The following is a 16,916-nucleotide window of genomic DNA, read 5'->3' on the forward strand; positions in this document are numbered from 1 at the left end:
GTCTAGCAGAGGCGCGGGTTTGAATACTTTTGTTACATAAAACTCAGTTCAAGTCGCGCAAATAGTTAGAAATATTTTTTTAGGAAAGGCTGGTGTTTGAAGGAATATGGACCTGGCAAGGCCAGCTGCCATGTGTAGCGAAAGAGATAAAAAAGGCCGCATTTTATTACGGCCTGTTTGTCTTTCTATTAATGCTCTATGGGTTATTCGGGGATGCACTTAGAGAGGGGCAGTGGACGGCTTTGGTCGCTCTTTTCGTGATAGACGAAACACTGTTCGCCCTGTACCAAAAGTTGGATCATATCGGGCATCTCGAAGGTTCGCCCCATGATAAGCTGACCGTTAGGGTCTGTATGGGGGGCACGGCTGAGCGACAAGCGACTGCTTTGCCTGAACGCATCGTCTGCAATGAGTACCTCTTTCACCTTTAACATGCTGGCTATCGCATCCCGGAGCTCAGTGGTGCTCTGGGCTGAACTAGTGGTCAGCAGCGCAGGCGCTGCCTCACTCATTTTCAGATCATGGGCTTGCAGTGAGCAGCCGGTCAGCAGAAGCAGTATGGGTGGTAAGTGATAAGCTTTCATCTCAACCTCTACTCTTGATGTGAGGGCTGTGGGCCTCGGGTTAATATGCGGTTATTGAGTAACACATTTTGCTTGCGACTATCTTCGATTACGAAACCTGGATCGATAACCTGGCTCCTGGGTCTGGCCTTAGCCATATTGCTGACAGTTATCGGACATTGACCGTTGGCGCGGTAGTAGAGCGCCGCGTTGAGTAATCGCTCATCGGTATCGCCTAAGGCGTGGTTGAAGTCATCGCTCAGGCTACACCCCGGAATTTCACTTTCCAGCGTCGGGCTGGTGCTGGGTACGAAACCATCTGAGTAATCGCCGAAGCCCTTATTGTTCTCCCCCTTAAACTGTACGGTAAAAAATGTCGTGCCACAGTTTGGGGTCGGGTAGAAGCCATAGGGTTTACCACAAGTCGTATCCCCTATCTGGATGACCTCAATATCTATGCCTCGCAGACTATTCATCAAGGCCTCACTGGCGGAGCAGGTATTTGCAGTCGTGAGCACAAACAGGCGTGACAGGTTCAGGCTAGGCAGAGACCGTCCGGCGCCGAGTAACGTGGCATTAAAGCCCAGACTCTCGCTGAAGAAGGGCATGGGAGTCAGGGCTTCTCCGGTGACGGGGTTGGTGTTGGGGTGTTTATCGTTGAAGGTGCTACGCTCAAATATCTTCCCCTGGGTCGCCTGGCTGCCGGCTATCATATAACCGAGTTGACCAGCCATCGCCAACAGGCCTCCGCCGTTGTATCTGAGATCCAGCACCAGATCATCAACACCCGCGTCACTAAGGGTGTTGATGGCATCGAACAGGCCGCGCTCCGCGGTAGCGATATGAGCATTAAACTGCAGGTACCCCACCTTGCCGGTCGTAGTGACGATTGTGGTCGTGTTCTGAACCGGAGTTGAGATTATGGTCTGCGCCGTCAGGGTCAACTCGGTAAAAGTCGTTTTATCTAAGTGTTGGAATGTGAACCTGGTCTGTTGCCCGGCGGTTTCAGGAAACAAGCCTCTGTTGAGAATTGCTATGCTGGCGCTATCGGCCGCATCCTTAACATTTACGCCATCGATCTCTGTGACAACATAGCCGCGGGAAACCTCCATCTCCGAGGCCGGTGAGTTAGGTTCGACATAGGTTACGGTAATTTTTCTATCCTGACTGCCGTCTGCCTGCTGAATGAAGAAATGGGCGCCGTAGCCCACTGTGGCACCGGACTGGTTGAGCTGATCCCATTCGCTTGTGGGCATTGAGAAGTGAAACTTATCCTTGGTATTACCCGAGGGCGACAACTCCTGGGTTTTCAATTGATCGAAGTAGGCGAGCACACTGAAAGGAGCCGGATCGACATCGGCTATTTCGTCGTACCAGAGGTAGGTATCGTTACTCCATGACCTTAACCAGAGTTTCTCCGTTAACTCTGAGCCATTTGGATCGGCGACGCATCGGTTGGCAAATTCACTATCGGGAGCAAATACACCCGCCACCCACTGCGGCGTTCCCGTCCCCCCTCCACCCGAGGTATTGTCACCTGAGCCGGAACTGCTGCCACCACAACCTGCTAAGGTAAATAGTGCTGAAGTGAGTAACAATGTCAGTGTTTTTCCAGAGAGTAACGTCATAAATATTCCCTTATTAAACTTATCTCTTGTATCGATACAAAGTGATGGTTATGTTGGCTGTTTGTTGGTGGTATTTATATTTTATACCACAACTTCTTCTCTGCGTATGCAGCTTAAATTTTTTTGACTGACACAGATGCCTGGCCGGGTTAAATTATCTGTGATGAAGGATTTTATGGTGGCGGGTATGAAGTCGCGAATAATGGTCAGTCGAGATTAAAGCTGCTTTAATAGTGGCTTGACTTGAATTTTTTAAGGTAGTTATGGCTTTTTCTGTTTTGGATCTCGTCTCATTTGTCTGTTTTATCTGCTGTTGGGTAGGTTATACCTCTTTTGCCCGGCGCAAGGCCAAGACCACCAACTGTATCGCCCGTTGCCTGCATCAGCATCGTATTCATTGGATGAATGAGTTGATGACCCGTGAGGTGAGGGTGGGGGAAGCGGCGCTATTGGCCAACCTTGAGCGCAATATTACCTTCTTTGCCTCGACGACCATGCTGGTACTTGCCGGTGTGTTGACCCTGTTTTCTCAGGTCGAGCGATTAGAGGCTGTTATCGCGTCAATCCCCTATACCGCGACCCCAAATGATGCCCTGATCCAGTTGAAACTCAGTCTGCTGACCTTTATCTTCGTGATGGCTTTTTTCCAGTTTACCTGGTCGATGCGACAATATGGTTTTCTTAACGTGATGGTCGGAGCTGCGCCCATAGACCCAACGGGGGGCGGGGATGAGAGACTCCGTTGCTACGCCAGACAGATGGCCATAGTGCAAGATCAGGCGGCTCATTCATATAATTATGGTCTCAGAGCCTATTACTTCTCTATGGCGGTGTTGAGTTGGTTTTTTCATCCGGCACTGTTTATCGTGACCAGCCTGTTTGTCGTCTATACCCTTTATGCGCGGGAGTTTAACTCTAAGGCGGTGGTGGCCATCACATCGGGTATGCAGGTGCTGGATGAGCAGGCACAGAAAAATAAAAAGAATTCGGTTAAATGAATAGCGCCCAGCTCCAGGCCTGACACAGAGAGAGTGCCGGCGTATACAGTCGTGGTGTTATGACTGGTTTGCTGCTAGGTTATGACACTTAGTATGGATCAATAGGGATATTGTAATGCAGATAGACGGACACCATGGGTTAACCTATATTGCGGCAAGACTGGCTGGTTTTACCGCCTCCGATGCGCAGATTATCGCCTATAGCGCCCAGTATGTGGATGACGCCACAAATTCGGGCGTTATCCGGTTTGATAACGGGGCCATGTATTCGAGGATCTCATCGGCTCATAAGATGCTGGATTATCGCAACTCCGAGAAGTTAGCCAACCACAGGGTGTGGGCATCGTTTCACTTTCTGCCGGGCAACGGGGGGCTGCCTGCCGGGCTCAACCCCGATGGGAGTTTTATCAATAAGCTGGTTTGTAAGCCCGACAGCTATGTAGCCAGAGATATGCTGCGCCTCTCGATACAGGACAGAGAAAAGCCCTACGGTCTCCACCGTCTGGGCGTTACCATGCATGTCTATGCCGACACCTTTACCCATCAAGGGTTCTCCGGCAATATTCACGAGATCAATAAGGTTGAAGATTTGCAGAGCAGCGATGCTTCCCTCGACCAAAGCTTCTTCTCCAAGATAGCAAACTTCTTCGTCAGCAGTGCCTTTCCTCTCGGCCATGGGGCGGCGTTAAGTCACCCCGATCGCCCCTATATATCATGGAAGTATGTTAACGGCCTCGGGGAAACGGTTGAACGTAACAATCAAACGATTTTCTTCGAGGCGGTAGATATGATGTGCCGCGCGATGCGCTGTTACCTGAGTGGCGATACAGACCTTGAACTCGACAGTGTCGCTGGTATTCCCGAGGCCGATGCGCAGTTGATCAAGTCAATGCTCGACTCGATCCGTGATGATGATGGCGAGGAGCGCCACAGCAAGTGGCTCGAAGCCATTGCCCTCGGACAGTTCTCCTTCGGGGCAGAGCAGGTAAGCTACATTGCAAAGGGGGAGGGTTCCTGGAAGCATCAATCCATAGGGCAGTTAGAAGCTGTAGATGATGATGAGGATGAGTTTGTCTACTCCCCTGCATTTCTGACCTCAGACTGGAAGATGTTCCATGATGCGCTGCAGGCTCACCGCTTCGATATCCTGCATGATGTATTACCTAAGTATGGTATCTGCGCCGCCTGATCCCGGAGGAGATTGAAATGATTTTTAGCCCGGGTAACGCAGGCTATCGCATTGTTTCCCGGGTGAGTCTATTCCCATTAGGGGGTTAGTCTGCCAGATAATCAGCCTCAAAGTCCTCGGCGCTGCTCGGTTTGCCGTAGAGGTAGCCCTGACCATAATCACATCCTTCGCTTTGGATAAAATCATCCTGCTCATGTGTCTCCACACCTTCGGCTATCACGTGCAGGTTCAGCTTTTTCCCCATGGCGATGATGGCCCGAGTGAGCTCTCTGTCCTGCTCTTTTTTATGCAGATTGGTGATGAAGCAGCGATCTATCTTCAGGGTATTAAATGAGTATTTCTGTAGATAACTTAACGAGGAGTAGCCGGTACCGAAATCATCGAGGGAGATACGGATCCCCAATGCCTGAAGCTTCTGAATTGAGTCGTGGGCCAGGTGCTCATCCTGTAACAGTATCCCTTCGGTTATCTCAAGTTCTAATGAGGTGGCGGGGAGTTGGTATAGGGTAAGCAGATCTGCAATATGTTCGGCAAAATTTGGTGCCCTGAACTGCAGCGGTGATATGTTGATGGCAATCCTGAACTCATTTTGCCTCAGGAGTAGCCACTGAGCCGCCTGAGAGAGTGCACTGTGGAGGACGAAGTTACCTATCTCGATGATCTGACCATTATGCTCAGCTAAGTTAATAAATTGGTCGGGTGGTACCTGGCCCAGAACTGGGTTATGCCATCTGAGCAGCGCTTCTGCACCAATAATTTCTTTGGTTTTCAGGCAGATTAAAGGCTGGTAGTTCAGGTATAGCTCTTGATTACTCAGTGCGTCGACCAGATGAGACTCCAGCTGATATCGTTGTCTTATCTTCGAGTGAGTATCTCGATTGAAGAAGCTATAACTGGCTCCCTCTGTTTTGCTTATACTCATCGCCGCGCTTGATTTTTGCAGCAACTCCTCTGTCGTTTTAGCATCCGCGGGAAACTGGGCTATGCCCATGCAGGAGGGAACCGTTATGGTGAAATCGGCGATGTAGAAAGGACTGTTGCAGCAATTTAGTATGTTGGTAATGAGCGACAGTTCATCACGACTCGAGCGTTTATGGGAGTGAGCGATGACAAATTCAGACCCGGCAATACGGGCGATAACAGCGTCTTCGTTTAACTGCCGGGTGATCCTTTGACTGAATTGAGAAAGGATCTGATCACCGACCACATAACCATATGTGTCATTAATGGACTTAAATTTTCTCAGACCAAAATAGAGTACCGTGACAACCTGTGAACCTTTTACCCGTTTTAGCATCTGGTTGAGTGACTCGACTAGACTCGTTCGTTTAGGCAGTCCGGTGAGTTCGTCATAGGTCTTGCTGTATTCCAGAGTATACTCTGCCGAGGTTCTGTCCTCTATCTCCCGGATAAGTTTTGTGCTGAGCTCCGCCAGTTCATGGGTTCTGAGTTGCACCCGCTTTTCCAGAATTCGGTTCAGGAAGCGCAGCTTCTCCTGCTGATATAAGCTGGCGAGATTTGTTATTATCGCCTCTTGGAATCTGGCTAACAAATGGCGAAATTTATTGTTGTAACTGTGCTCCTTGTTGTCGAGCATACAGATGGTGCCGAAGGGCGTATTATCGGGCCAGAGCAGCGGCAGGCCACAGTAGGCAATCATACCGAGTTTCAGGTCCGGATTATTATCCCAATCTCTGTCTTTCAATGCGTTGGGAATATGCAGCTCACTATTTTGAGCGATGACGGTTTCACAGTATAGGCCATGGCCTAAGCTATCTTTATCGTGACGACGGTAGGGATTACCGATACTCCTGCTGCTGGCAAACACCTCCATCTTATTATCATCTTTATGTATTCGCATGATGAGGACGGCCGGGGTATCGACAATTTCAGAGATCAGATCCAGAGTCTGTTGCCAACTATTAAACATATCTTCGGGCACAGCTATCTCGGCGGCAGTGACCGATATCTCATTGAGCAGGTGTTCGTCGTGTAGGTGCCGTTCCGCGGCTTTATCCATCATCTTGCAACTGTCCTTTGCGAATGATTCCTATTAGTAAACTATAGCCCCTTTATTAAATGGTGTTAAGGGCTTAGTTTCTGCTTTTAAAGGCTATTTTATACTATTCACCCTACAGGTTATGCGTTATTCATCTAAATCTGAGCAGAGCTGGGTTATCGGAGGATGGCTGTGGTGACATCCCCCCCGGTAGCTGAGATTAAAGGTAGAACTTATCCCGCCTGCTCAAGTGCCTGAGAAACATCGGCAATGATGTCATCGATATGCTCGATGCCGACCGAGATGCGTATCAGATCTTCACTGACACCGGCCTTAGCCAGTTCGCTTGCGTCCAGTTGTCTGTGGGTGGTCGAAGCCGGATGACAGGCGAGAGACTTGGCATCACCGATATTCACCAGACGCAGTATCATCTTGAGGGCATCGATGAAACGTCCTCCCGCTTCTTTGCCGCCGTCATTTTGGTTCGACTTTATGCCGAAGCTGATGATCCCCGAGGCCTTTCCGCCGGTTATCTTGTGGCAGTTGTCCTGAAAAGGGCTGTTGGGGAGCGCCGCGTAGTTGACCCAACTCACCTTAGGGTGTTGCTCAAGATATTGTGCTAACGCCAGTGCGTTGCTGCAGTGGCGCTCCATTCTCAGAGAGAGGGTTTCCAACCCCTGCAACAGCAGGAAAGCGCTCTGGGGGGCGAGCGCTGCACCTGTGTTGCGCAGTGGTACGACGCGGCAGCGCCCGATAAAGGCGGCTGGGCCGAAGGCCTGAGTGTATACGACGCCGTGATAGGAGGGATCGGGTTCATTCAGCAGCGCGAAACGCTGAGGGTGCGCCGCCCAGTCAAACTTGCCCGAGTCGATGATCACACCGCCGATGGTTGTACCATGGCCGCCGATATACTTGGTCAGTGAGTGGATCACTATGTCGGCACCAAATTCAAATGGCTTACACAGCACCGGCGTCGCCACGGTATTATCGACAATCAGGGGCACGCCATGTTTATGGGCTATCTCAGCCAGACGTTGCAGATCGACAATATTACCCGCCGGGTTTCCGATAGACTCACAAAACAGCGCCTTGGTATTGTCATCGATCAAGGCCTCAAGACCATCAAAGTCATCGAAACCTGCCATGCGTACATCTACGCCCTGACGCGGCAGTGTGTGGGCAAACAGGTTGTAGGTGCCCCCGTAGAGTTGACTGGTGCTGACGATGTTGTCACCTACCTGAGTCAATGCCTGTATGGTGTAGGTGATAGCTGCCATGCCTGATGCCAGTGCCAATGCGCCTATCCCGCCTTCGATGGCTGCCAGACGTTGCTCCAACACATCTGTGGTCGGGTTCATGATGCGGGTGTAGATATTTCCCGGCACTTTCAGATCGAACAGATCGGCACCATGTTGAGTATCGTCGAAGGTATAGGAGGTGGTTTGGTAGATGGGCACGGCCGCCGCTTTCGTCGTCGCTTCAGATTCATATCCGTGGTGAAGTGCTAATGACTCAAGTTTCATATTATCTCTTCCTATTCCTTTGAGTGAAAGTTGAACATAACAAATGGACGTCTGGAAGTCTAAATAAATATCTTTCTTTTCCAATAAAAAATTAATTCATTAAAAAAGAGCCATTTCACAATTATTTACCTTGTTCAGATAAGCTTATTTACAAAGCGGCCGATAACAGTGATACATATGAATACAAATATTGTTGCGTTGCAGTCTATAAGGGAAGTTTATGAACGTATCAGGAATGAGTATGAATAATCCGCCAGCAACTCAAGGGATTAGTCAGGCTAAGGTCGGCTCCTCCACAAAAGCCGAGGCGGGAGCCAGTATCACACAGGGAAGTGCTTCGGCGCAGGGGAATGCCCATGTCTCTATCTCTAAAGAGGGGAGAGATGCACTGGCATCCGAGACGGGTGGCAAGCTTCATGCGCAAGCATCTCAGGCCCAAGCTCAGTCGACCGAGGCCTCGGATAAGCCTAAGAAAAAGATAGATGAGCTGATCGAGGCGCTGAAGGAAAAACTTGAGAAGCTAAAAGAGGAGCTTAAGCAGCTGGAAGGTGACAAGAGCGAGGCGGGCGAGAAGAAGCGTAAGGCACTGCAAAATGAAATTGCGACACTCTCGGCCCAGATAACCGAGCTGACTAACCGCAAGCTTGAAGAGGAGAAGAAAGAGAAGATGAGAAACGGTTAACCCATCAGTTAATCATTGGGAGCCGGAGTTAACCGGCAACTGAATCTGGCTCCGCCTAATTCGCTGCGACTCACCTCTAAGTGGCCGTGCATTCGTCTCGTTGCGGCCTTAGCTATGGCCAAGCCTAAGCCCAGCCCTCCGGTTTGTTGACTGCGACTCCTGTCTATGCGGGAGAAAGGCAGGAAGATTGAATCAAAATGCTGGCTATCTATCCCCGGCCCATCATCGTCGACGCTGATAATAAGCTGACTTAGTTCGTCACTTCTATCATTTTCGTTGGCCTTCATCGTTACAGTTACCAGGACTCTGGATGTTGCGTATCTGAGCGCATTTTTTAGCAGATTATCGAACATCAACCTCAGGTAAGCCGGGTCACATTCGAGTTGCTGTTCCTCTATATCTAATTCGACATCGATAGAGTGCTCTTGGTTTGGCTGCTGCCGCTGGTTTAACACTTGTAGCCGGCTTTGCAGATAATCATCGAGTTTGATGAGTTGCTTGCTCTGGGATTCCTCTTGGCTCAGAACGGCATTAAGCTTAGAGAAAGTGAGTACCTGTTTGGTTAGCTCATCGATGTCGTCGATATAACTGTCGATGTTATCGAGCAGTTCTCGCTGGTCCGCTTGCTGGTTGCTCTTACGAAGTATGCCGGTCGCTAATTGAATTCGACTCAAGGGGGTGCGCATCTCGTGAGGCACAGCCTGAGCGAAGATCTGGTTCTCTTTCACCGTTTCGGTTATTGACTCCGCCATGCGATTAAAGCTGTCGGCCAGTGAATTAACCGGCTCTGAGAATTTTTGCGTAGCCCGTACGTTGAGCTCACCATCGCCAAATTTCCTGTTGGTATCGATGAGTCCCTTAATCTGTTTCTGTAGTTGTCGCACAGGAAAATAGAGGGTGGCACCGATAGCTAAGATAGTAACGAAAAGCAGGATAAAGGGGGTAAGCTCATCGGGATCTTCACGCCATATCTCTATAAGAGTCAATGGCTGTCTTCCATCCAAACCATCAAAAAACAGATTCACGGGAGCCTGATCGCCGATCAAGATGGCTCCACTGCTACCATCGAGGGGATAGGCAGCGAGCAGCTGTTCATCATTGAGTCTATAGATTAATGAGCCGGCTATCTTATTGAGATACTCACACTCCCCACAGTCAGCCTTTCCCTGCCACTGCTTCTGCCATTGAATATTGAAATGGTAATGATTCAGTCGCATATCGTCGAAGTACTGCTGCGGGGCTAAACCAGAGCGGTTCAGGTCTGATCTGATTTCAGTGAAGGCATGATAGGTATCTTCATAGAAGTCGACGATGTCACTCTGTTCCAAAAATTGCTCACTGAAATAGAGTGTGACGAAGATGCTGGCGCATAGCGCCGCAATCATACTGACATAGAGCCTGGTAAACAGCGGGGGAAGATAGTTAGCCATTGGTTAACATATAGCCCTTGTTTCGTACCGTTAAGATGGTCTTGTAGGGGGGCCTATCGTCATTTAACTTCTTTCTTAGCCCCGAGATCCGCATATCGACCGATCTGTCATTGAAGTCATAATCTATGCCTCTCAGAGAGCGGCAACAGTCGTCTCTGGACACGATACACCCGGCATTAGATGCCAGAAGCAGTAACATCTCATATTCGGCGGCGGTCAGTTGCGGCGTGTATTCACCATAGCTGACGAGCTGTTTCGAGGTATCGATAGTGAGTTCACCGACGATAAGTCGATTCTTTGCAGGCTCGGCGACTTGAGTTCGCCTGAGCAGGGCCTCAATTCTGGCCACCATCACATGGGGGCGTACCGGTTTGCTCAGGTAGTCATCGGCGCCCAGTTTAAGCAGGCTGACTTCGCTCATATCATCGGCGCAGGCGGTCAGAACCAGTATCGGGCCGCTGTAGAAGGTGCGCACCTGCTTACAGATCTCTACGCCGTCTAAACCCGGTAACATCAGATCGAGTATGATCAGATCCGGTTGCAGATCTCTCACGGCGCTTACCGCCTGCAAACCATCGTCGATGATCTGTGTTCGGTAATCTTCCGCTTCGAGATACATGGCGGTCAGCCGCGAAATCTCTTTATCATCCTCGACGATGAGTATGTTTGCTTTAGCCACGAAACCTATCCTCTGACTCGTATGATTTTTGTGTCAAAACACCTATGTGTCAGGCCTAAGTTTACAGGGTATTTTCTGTATTGGTAGCGCGCTTACATCCGCTTACATGGGGAGCCACAGAGCTTACACTCTCTTACCCGCCCAGTGAAACTGTAATGCTAATGTGACTTTCCAATAGTTCAGGTCGCAGGAGTGACAGTTAATGAAGAGAGTATTAATGGCGGGTGTACTCGCAACAGGTTTAGTGGGCATCGTTGCATGTAACTCAGATTCAGGCAGCGGGGCAACCGGTACTACTGCGTCCGGGAGCACAAATTCAGGCGGCAGCGGCTCGGTAAATACCGGCTCAACTAATGGCTTGTCTGCTGCGACTCTGGCCCTGGGGATTAAGGGCGTGCCTGACTCTCTGTCGGCGACCTATAGTGCGGCGCTAAAATTTAATCGCTATACACAGGTGAAGGCTGCCAATGGCAAGTCTATCCATATTATCGCCCAGGATAAGCTCTCCGATAATCAGATTGTCAGAGCGCGCTCTATTCTTACTCACTATCTGACTGACCTCCCGGGGTCTGTATATGGCAGTGACAAGTCGGCGGTGGCCAACAAGATGGCCGATAATGGCGCGGTTTTGTTGCTGCTCAACGGCAGTGATGATGGCAGTAACCCAGCGACCAACTTAGGGGGGCAGCCGCTGTATCAAAATGAGATCCAGGTCGAGGGGGGAGATTGGTATATCAATCAAAGCTACGATGGGCATCGTGATGCCAGCTTCGAAGAGATACTGCATCTGGTTCACGACTATGGTATCGGCGTGGATCAAAACAGCCGCTTTATCGGCGCTTTAGCCGACTATCAGGCCGAAATACGCAGCGCCCAAATAACTGCACTCAATGACAAGTTGTGGGGTTTTGCTTCGCCGGACTGGATTGCAGAGCTCACCACTGAGAACAGCCTGTCTCAGGAGTATCTGGCTGCGGTCATCGACTCCTATTATGGTCTTTGGGGCGCCTGGTCCGGCAGTCAGACCCATGGCATGTGGGGAGAGTATGTAGCCAAGAGCAGGAGTGAGATCGGCAGTGAAGATCCATTGGGCGCAGAGTTGATGAATAACAAGTTCTTTCATCCTTATCTTACCTATAATGCGAGAATAGATGAGAGTTTCAGTGGTGATTTCAGCCTGAAGTTTAAACCTGAGCTGAGCTATACCCATCACTCCCGCTATCTTAAAGATGTCACCCTGACGGGAAGTTTAAGCAGCAATGTGGTCGTTAATCAGCTTGATAATCTGATAAAGGGAAACAGCGGCAACAATATCGTTTTCTTCAGCGGTAGTTCATCACAGTACACCGTAGAGAAGCTGGAAGATGGATCTATCTTAGTTACCGATATGGAGGATGGCCGGGATGGTATCAATAAGCTTATCGACATAGAGAGTGTCGCCTTTACCGACAGTACTATTACCCTCTGAAGCCAATTTTTGCAGTTTTTTTATCTAAGCCGTTTCTCCAGACGGCTTAGTTTATCTTTTCAGTTCGATTCCTTTTTTCCTGTTTACTACGGCGCCCCCGAAATAACCGTTTGAGATTGCGACATTTCATCAGGATATGACGATTTCGGACTGGATACCTTAAGTTTAAAACGGACTTAAAATATGAGTGTATATAAGATGTCTGTATATTGCTCAACCCCGCGTCAGCAGTGAGTTTGTACTATATTTTAACCATGTAAATAGTGGTGCATTTTGCGATGTATTTTGTGTCATTAGGGCACGAAATCAGAGCAGGTGTTTGTAAGAAAAAGAATTAACGGATAGATGCTACATACAGGGAAGGGACGATAGTTAAGTAGCTTAAACTCATTCCGATGCAGGCTTCAAAAGCTCATTAATAATGGTCGGAGCAAAGTGTTAAGGAAGTCGAATCGGCACCAGAATTAAACTGCCCCCGGGATAAGCTCGCAGTTTAATTAGTTTTCCAGGAGAAAACGATGAAACATTCCAAAAAGGTTTTAACTGCGAGTATCGCCCTCTTGCTTGGTGTGAGTGGCGCGGCATTTGGTTTACTCTTCTCGGGTAATCTGCTCGAAAACCCAGGCTTCGAGGTCGAAGGCGTTGATGCGGCGGATGCTGCCGATTGGACACAAGTGGGAGCCGCAAGAACTGCAGACACTGGTCATAATACACCAGATTGGTCGATGTATATGACCTCCTTCTTCGATGGGCAGGTAGATGTATTCAGCGGCAGCGCATATCAGATGGAGTCGGTGGAAGGCTGTTCTCCCTATGGACTGGGTTTGTTCGAGGCCAGTGGCTGGCATAATAATGATGGATCTTCAGGGGTTCCTGGATTATCTGTCGACTTCGACGGCACGACATTCTCAGATAGCGACACTGATGTGGCCGGTGAACCCGACGGTTACCAGCAGATGACTTTGGCTGGCAATATTCCGCCTTTCGCTATGATGGCAAAATTTATGGTTAGCGGGGCTGGTGATGGCGTACCAGCCGATTTGCATTGGGATGATGTGGAGTTCTCAACCGACTGTGTCTACGATTATGCTAAGGTCAGTGGTAAGCTAGGTCAGGGAAACAAGGGGAATGGTAATAACGGTATGTATTCCTTCTCTGGTGCAATCGGTACCCTAGAAAGTGAAGCCTGCGGCGCTGCGACCCCTGTAGGTATGCTGCACATCAACTACAAGAGTGAAGGCTTCTCCTGTGACGTCACTCCAACAGATCCTGTTGTTTACGATGATTTCGCCGGTACTGCCACATTAGCCGTGAGCTACCTGTGTGAAATCGTCGATGATGAAGATCTGGAAGGTAGTGCTGAGATTGTTCTCACCCAAGGTGCCGGTGGCGCTGAAGGTCAAGGGAAGAATAAAGACCGTGGTATGATCTCTGTTGATGCCGATGATGATATTCTTGATATCGAGGAAGCATCTCTTGATAAAGGTAATGTAAACCTGATGCAACCAGCTGCATGTCCTGAGTAGCGGCAACTGTTATGTCAGATGCGATGAAAGACTGATAAAGTTGAAAGTAGAAGAGGAGCCATTGGCTCCTCTTCTTTATTGCTTACATTTCTATAGAGTGGTTTATATGCCCTTGATTAATTGAAACCGGGCCGCGCTCTTGTTATTGAACAGGCAGAGCACAGCACTCAGCCCCGCAGCGAGCAGCAACACCAGCCCCAGGTTTTGCAGCCATCCTGCCAGAGACAGCCCCACTCCTAACATCAGGTAGTAGGCCAGGCCGAACAGGGCGCCGGCGCTGCCCGCCTCCTGTTTATAGTCAATCAGCGCCTGAGTGAGAATATTAGGTAGGGCGATACCGAACGCCAACACCACACACACCATAGGCAGCAGGAAAGCCAGGCTAGATTGCAGCAGGCAGACTCCGGCAGCGCCTAATAGCGCGAGTATCGCTGCCAGCCTGATCAGGTTCGCGGCTTGCCAGCCTCTGGACAGCAGTTGATTGTTGAGCAGGCTACCCATCAGTGAGCCCAGAGCCAGAGCCATACCGCTGTAGCCAAACTCTACCGAGCTCATGTGAAAGCCTGCGAAGATAAATGGTGCCAGCGCATAGTAGCTGAAGAGCATCAGGTTAAACAGGGCGACCAGCGCCGCACTGCGCCATATCTTTATATCCCTCAGTATGCGGTTAATCAGTGGCCATAATGGGAGCTGCTGATTTGATATAGGTTGGGTCTCGGGTAAAGCCTTTACACTTATCAGCAACAGCACCATGGCTAACAGCAGCAGTAAGCCAAAGACGCCCGTGTGGCCCAGACTTTGGGCTAAAACGCCCCCAGCCAGTAAGCCCATGACCGGGCTGATCGATATTCCCATCCCCATAAGAGAGAAGACCTTGCCAAGCTCTGCAGCCTGGTAGCTGTCCCGTAACATGGTCTGGGTGACAACCGAGCCCACGGCAGCGCCGAATGCCGAGACGACTCTGGCCAGCAGCAGGACCTCGAACTGTCTGGTGGTTATGGCTAACAGCGCACCTATGCCGTAGGTCAGCAAGCCATATAGCATGGTCTTGCGACGGCCCAGCGTGTCGCATAACCGGCCCCAGATCACCACGCCGATGGCGAAGGCGATAAAGTAGACCGACAAGGTCTGTGACGCCGTTTGTATGTTCACGGTAAAAGCCCTGGATATGTGCGGCAGTACCGGGCTGTAGATGGTTTCTACTATCTGCGGAAACATCAGCAGGGTGACCATAAGCCAGGTTGGTGGAATTTTTTTCATCTCTGTTACTCGTTAATCGCTTTTCAATGACGGCAAGTGTATTGAAGTCGCCGATGTCCGGTTATAATGATAAGAGCATAAAACATCAAAATAGAGACAGATGGCGTTTATCAAGCAAGAGAATCGTTTCGATGTCGATACCCTGGATCTGCCCGTGGTGGGTATCGCGGCCGATGTGGGCCGGCACGATTCGGGGATGCATATGCACCGGAAGGGGCAGCTGCTCTATGCGCCGCTCGGCTGCATGAACATCACCTTGGATAACACTCAGTGTATATTGCCGCCGACTAAGGCGGCATGGATCCCCGCCGGGGTTCAGCATTGTGTTCAAATGCGTAATGTTGTTGCCTATCGCTCTGTCTATTTCGATGCCGGCTCATTTACCGAGCTTCCACAGAAGATGAAGATAGTCTCGGTAAATGCCCTGCTGCAGGCGTTAATCGAGAGAGTGGCACTTTGGGAGTGGGATAAGCCAATTGATGAACAGCTTGCTGTCACGGCCCTCTTTATCGAAGAGTTGGAGTCTGCGCCAGAGGAGTCTTTGCTTCTGCCTTTGCCTACTGACCCGAGGTTGAAGCCCTGGCTGTCTGCCCTGCGCGCCGGGGATGAGCTAGCTTTACCTCTGAAAGTGATGGCAAGAAGTATTGGTGCCAGTGAGAAGACCATATCCCGCATTTTCAGCAGGCAGACGGGGATGCCCTATCAGGCGTGGCGTCAGCAGTGGCGATTACACAGCGCCATCGAGAAATTAGCAGTAGGAGGCTCGGTGTCACAGGTGGCCTTCTCATTAGGGTTCTCCAGCGATAGCGCCTTTATCAGCTTCTTTAAACAGCATCAGGGTAATACGCCGAGTCAGTATATGAAGGCAAAACCGTTCCAGTGAGAGTCGGATTCTTCGATGGTCTACGGTATGAAATGTGCCCGATACTCACTAAGAGTATCGGGCATCTTTTAAGTGTTTAATCGAGGCATTTAGCCCGAAATGCAGAGGGAATACTACAGACCGCCAAACTTACCGTTGTTGTTTTTCCACTCTGAAATTGGCGCGATAGTCTCAATCACATCCCAATGCTCGGCGATTTTACCATTTTCGATACGGAACAGGTCGTAGAATGAAGTCTGCTCGCCGCCCAGGGTTCCCTCGCTGATACTCAATACGAAGTTGCCTTCGCCCAGAACCTTATAGTTTTTGGTATAGAGCATCTCTATCCCTTGCTGAGCCATGGCTTCGATCGCCGCACCTAAACCCGATACACCGTCGCCGATCTGCGGGTTATGCTGCAGATAGTTGTCGCCATCGAAGTAGTTGGCCAGCTTATCGAACTCACCCTTTACCAAGATGGTGTCGACAAAATCGGTCACTAAGGCTTTATTCTCTGCCGTTTTATCTAAGTCTGTTATTGTCGTTGTGCCATCGATCTGACTATGGCCGCTTGGATTTAGCTGCTCTGACTTAACGATCAGATTATCCCAGTGCTCGACGATTAAGCCGTCTTCGAAGCGAAACAGATCGAAACCTATCTTGGGACCGAAGAAGTTATAATCGGTATGGGTGAAAACGAACTCCCCATCTTCGAAAGCGCGGATAACATTGACCCTGGCGCTGCCCTCGGGCAGTGCCTGTAGTACGGCGCCGAATCCTGCCAGGCCATCTCCGACAGCTAGGTTATGTTGGGTATATTCCAGAGGGTTGATATATGAGATCGCCTGCTCATCGCCGGTTTCTATGCTGTTGAGTACCGCAACGGCCTTCTCTTTATTTGATAGAGTCATACTTTCCTCATTTGTGTTTGAATCATCGTTACACGCTGTCAGTGAAACTAACGCCATCACCAGAGCGCTCGCTATAGTCTTTTTCATTGTTTTCCCTCATCTTTATCTCTGTTAATTTTGATGGGGGTAGCTTAAACTTTTGCTCTAAATAACAGCAGGTTAATCGCGGCTAAAAAATGGTGAATATCGAACCTTTGA

At 49.8% G+C, this 16,916-nt stretch carries 14 protein-coding genes; 6 read left to right on the forward strand and 8 right to left on the reverse strand.

The annotated features are described in order from the left end of the window. Nucleotides 1-203: 203 nt before the first annotated feature. Nucleotides 204-584: a hypothetical protein gene (locus Q1B47_RS01130; protein ID WP_299787304.1), complete on the reverse strand. Its 381-nt coding sequence runs from the start codon at nucleotides 582-584 to the stop codon at nucleotides 204-206. A gap of 8 nt (nucleotides 585-592) precedes the next feature. After that, a complete protein-coding gene (locus Q1B47_RS01135; protein ID WP_299787307.1) occupies nucleotides 593-2,191 on the reverse strand; it encodes a S41 family peptidase in 1,599 nt (532 codons plus the stop codon). A 263-nt stretch (nucleotides 2,192-2,454) separates the two neighbouring features. Between Q1B47_RS01135 and Q1B47_RS01140 the strand changes: the two genes are divergently transcribed. Then, nucleotides 2,455-3,189, forward strand: coding sequence for a DUF599 domain-containing protein (locus tag Q1B47_RS01140; protein WP_299787311.1), 735 nt, complete (start codon nucleotides 2,455-2,457; stop codon nucleotides 3,187-3,189). 115 nt (nucleotides 3,190-3,304) lie between these two features. Next, nucleotides 3,305-4,378 carry a DUF6765 family protein gene (locus Q1B47_RS01145; RefSeq protein WP_299787314.1) on the forward strand — a complete coding sequence of 358 codons (1,074 nt, stop codon included), beginning with the start codon at nucleotides 3,305-3,307 and terminating at the stop codon, nucleotides 4,376-4,378. Between the two features lie 85 nt (nucleotides 4,379-4,463). Here Q1B47_RS01145 and Q1B47_RS01150 read toward each other — a convergent pair whose 3' ends face one another. Next, the gene (locus Q1B47_RS01150; protein WP_299787317.1) at nucleotides 4,464-6,401 is read right to left on the reverse strand and encodes an EAL domain-containing protein; all 1,938 of its coding nucleotides are present in this window, start codon (nucleotides 6,399-6,401) and stop codon (nucleotides 4,464-4,466) included. A 209-nt stretch (nucleotides 6,402-6,610) separates the two neighbouring features. Next, nucleotides 6,611-7,900 (reverse strand): aminotransferase class I/II-fold pyridoxal phosphate-dependent enzyme, encoded by a 1,290-nt coding sequence (locus tag Q1B47_RS01155; RefSeq protein WP_299787320.1) that lies wholly within the window; start codon nucleotides 7,898-7,900, stop codon nucleotides 6,611-6,613. 241 nt (nucleotides 7,901-8,141) lie between these two features. Here Q1B47_RS01155 and Q1B47_RS01160 point away from each other — a divergent pair, with 241 nt between their 5' ends. Then, complete coding sequence (locus Q1B47_RS01160) at nucleotides 8,142-8,582, forward strand: hypothetical protein (protein ID WP_299787323.1); 441 nt, start codon at nucleotides 8,142-8,144, stop codon at nucleotides 8,580-8,582. An 8-nt stretch (nucleotides 8,583-8,590) separates the two neighbouring features. On the opposite strand, the gene Q1B47_RS01165 is transcribed toward Q1B47_RS01160, so the two are convergent. Together Q1B47_RS01165 and Q1B47_RS01170 are read right to left on the reverse strand one after the other, a co-directional pair. Beyond that, a complete protein-coding gene (locus Q1B47_RS01165; protein ID WP_299787326.1) occupies nucleotides 8,591-10,012 on the reverse strand; it encodes an ATP-binding protein in 1,422 nt (473 codons plus the stop codon). Beyond that, nucleotides 10,005-10,691 (reverse strand): response regulator transcription factor, encoded by a 687-nt coding sequence (locus Q1B47_RS01170; protein ID WP_299787329.1) that lies wholly within the window; start codon nucleotides 10,689-10,691, stop codon nucleotides 10,005-10,007. Before Q1B47_RS01170 ends, Q1B47_RS01165 begins: the two co-directional genes overlap by 8 nt. A gap of 202 nt (nucleotides 10,692-10,893) precedes the next feature. On the opposite strand from Q1B47_RS01170, the gene Q1B47_RS01175 reads away from it, so the two are divergent. Both Q1B47_RS01175 and Q1B47_RS01180 read left to right on the forward strand, forming a co-directional pair. Then, on the forward strand, nucleotides 10,894-12,159 hold the full coding sequence (locus Q1B47_RS01175; RefSeq protein ID WP_299787332.1) for a hypothetical protein: 1,266 nt from the start codon (nucleotides 10,894-10,896) through the stop codon (nucleotides 12,157-12,159). A 518-nt stretch (nucleotides 12,160-12,677) separates the two neighbouring features. Continuing rightward, the gene (locus Q1B47_RS01180) at nucleotides 12,678-13,685 is read left to right on the forward strand and encodes a hypothetical protein (protein WP_299787335.1); all 1,008 of its coding nucleotides are present in this window, start codon (nucleotides 12,678-12,680) and stop codon (nucleotides 13,683-13,685) included. Nucleotides 13,686-13,787: 102 nt separating this feature from the next. Here Q1B47_RS01180 and Q1B47_RS01185 read toward each other — a convergent pair whose 3' ends face one another. Then, complete coding sequence (locus Q1B47_RS01185) at nucleotides 13,788-14,945, reverse strand: multidrug effflux MFS transporter (RefSeq protein WP_299787338.1); 1,158 nt, start codon at nucleotides 14,943-14,945, stop codon at nucleotides 13,788-13,790. 100 nt (nucleotides 14,946-15,045) lie between these two features. Here Q1B47_RS01185 and Q1B47_RS01190 point away from each other — a divergent pair, with 100 nt between their 5' ends. Next, nucleotides 15,046-15,828 carry a helix-turn-helix transcriptional regulator gene (locus Q1B47_RS01190; RefSeq protein WP_299787341.1) on the forward strand — a complete coding sequence of 261 codons (783 nt, stop codon included), beginning with the start codon at nucleotides 15,046-15,048 and terminating at the stop codon, nucleotides 15,826-15,828. A 113-nt stretch (nucleotides 15,829-15,941) separates the two neighbouring features. On the opposite strand, the gene Q1B47_RS01195 is transcribed toward Q1B47_RS01190, so the two are convergent. Next, nucleotides 15,942-16,805 (reverse strand): nuclear transport factor 2 family protein, encoded by an 864-nt coding sequence (locus Q1B47_RS01195; RefSeq protein WP_299787344.1) that lies wholly within the window; start codon nucleotides 16,803-16,805, stop codon nucleotides 15,942-15,944. Between the last annotated feature and the right edge of the window lie 111 nt (nucleotides 16,806-16,916).

Origin of the sequence: uncultured Shewanella sp., from assembly GCF_947501225.1 — a bacterium.
In the GTDB taxonomy this organism is placed as follows: Bacteria; Pseudomonadota; Gammaproteobacteria; order Enterobacterales; family Shewanellaceae; genus Shewanella.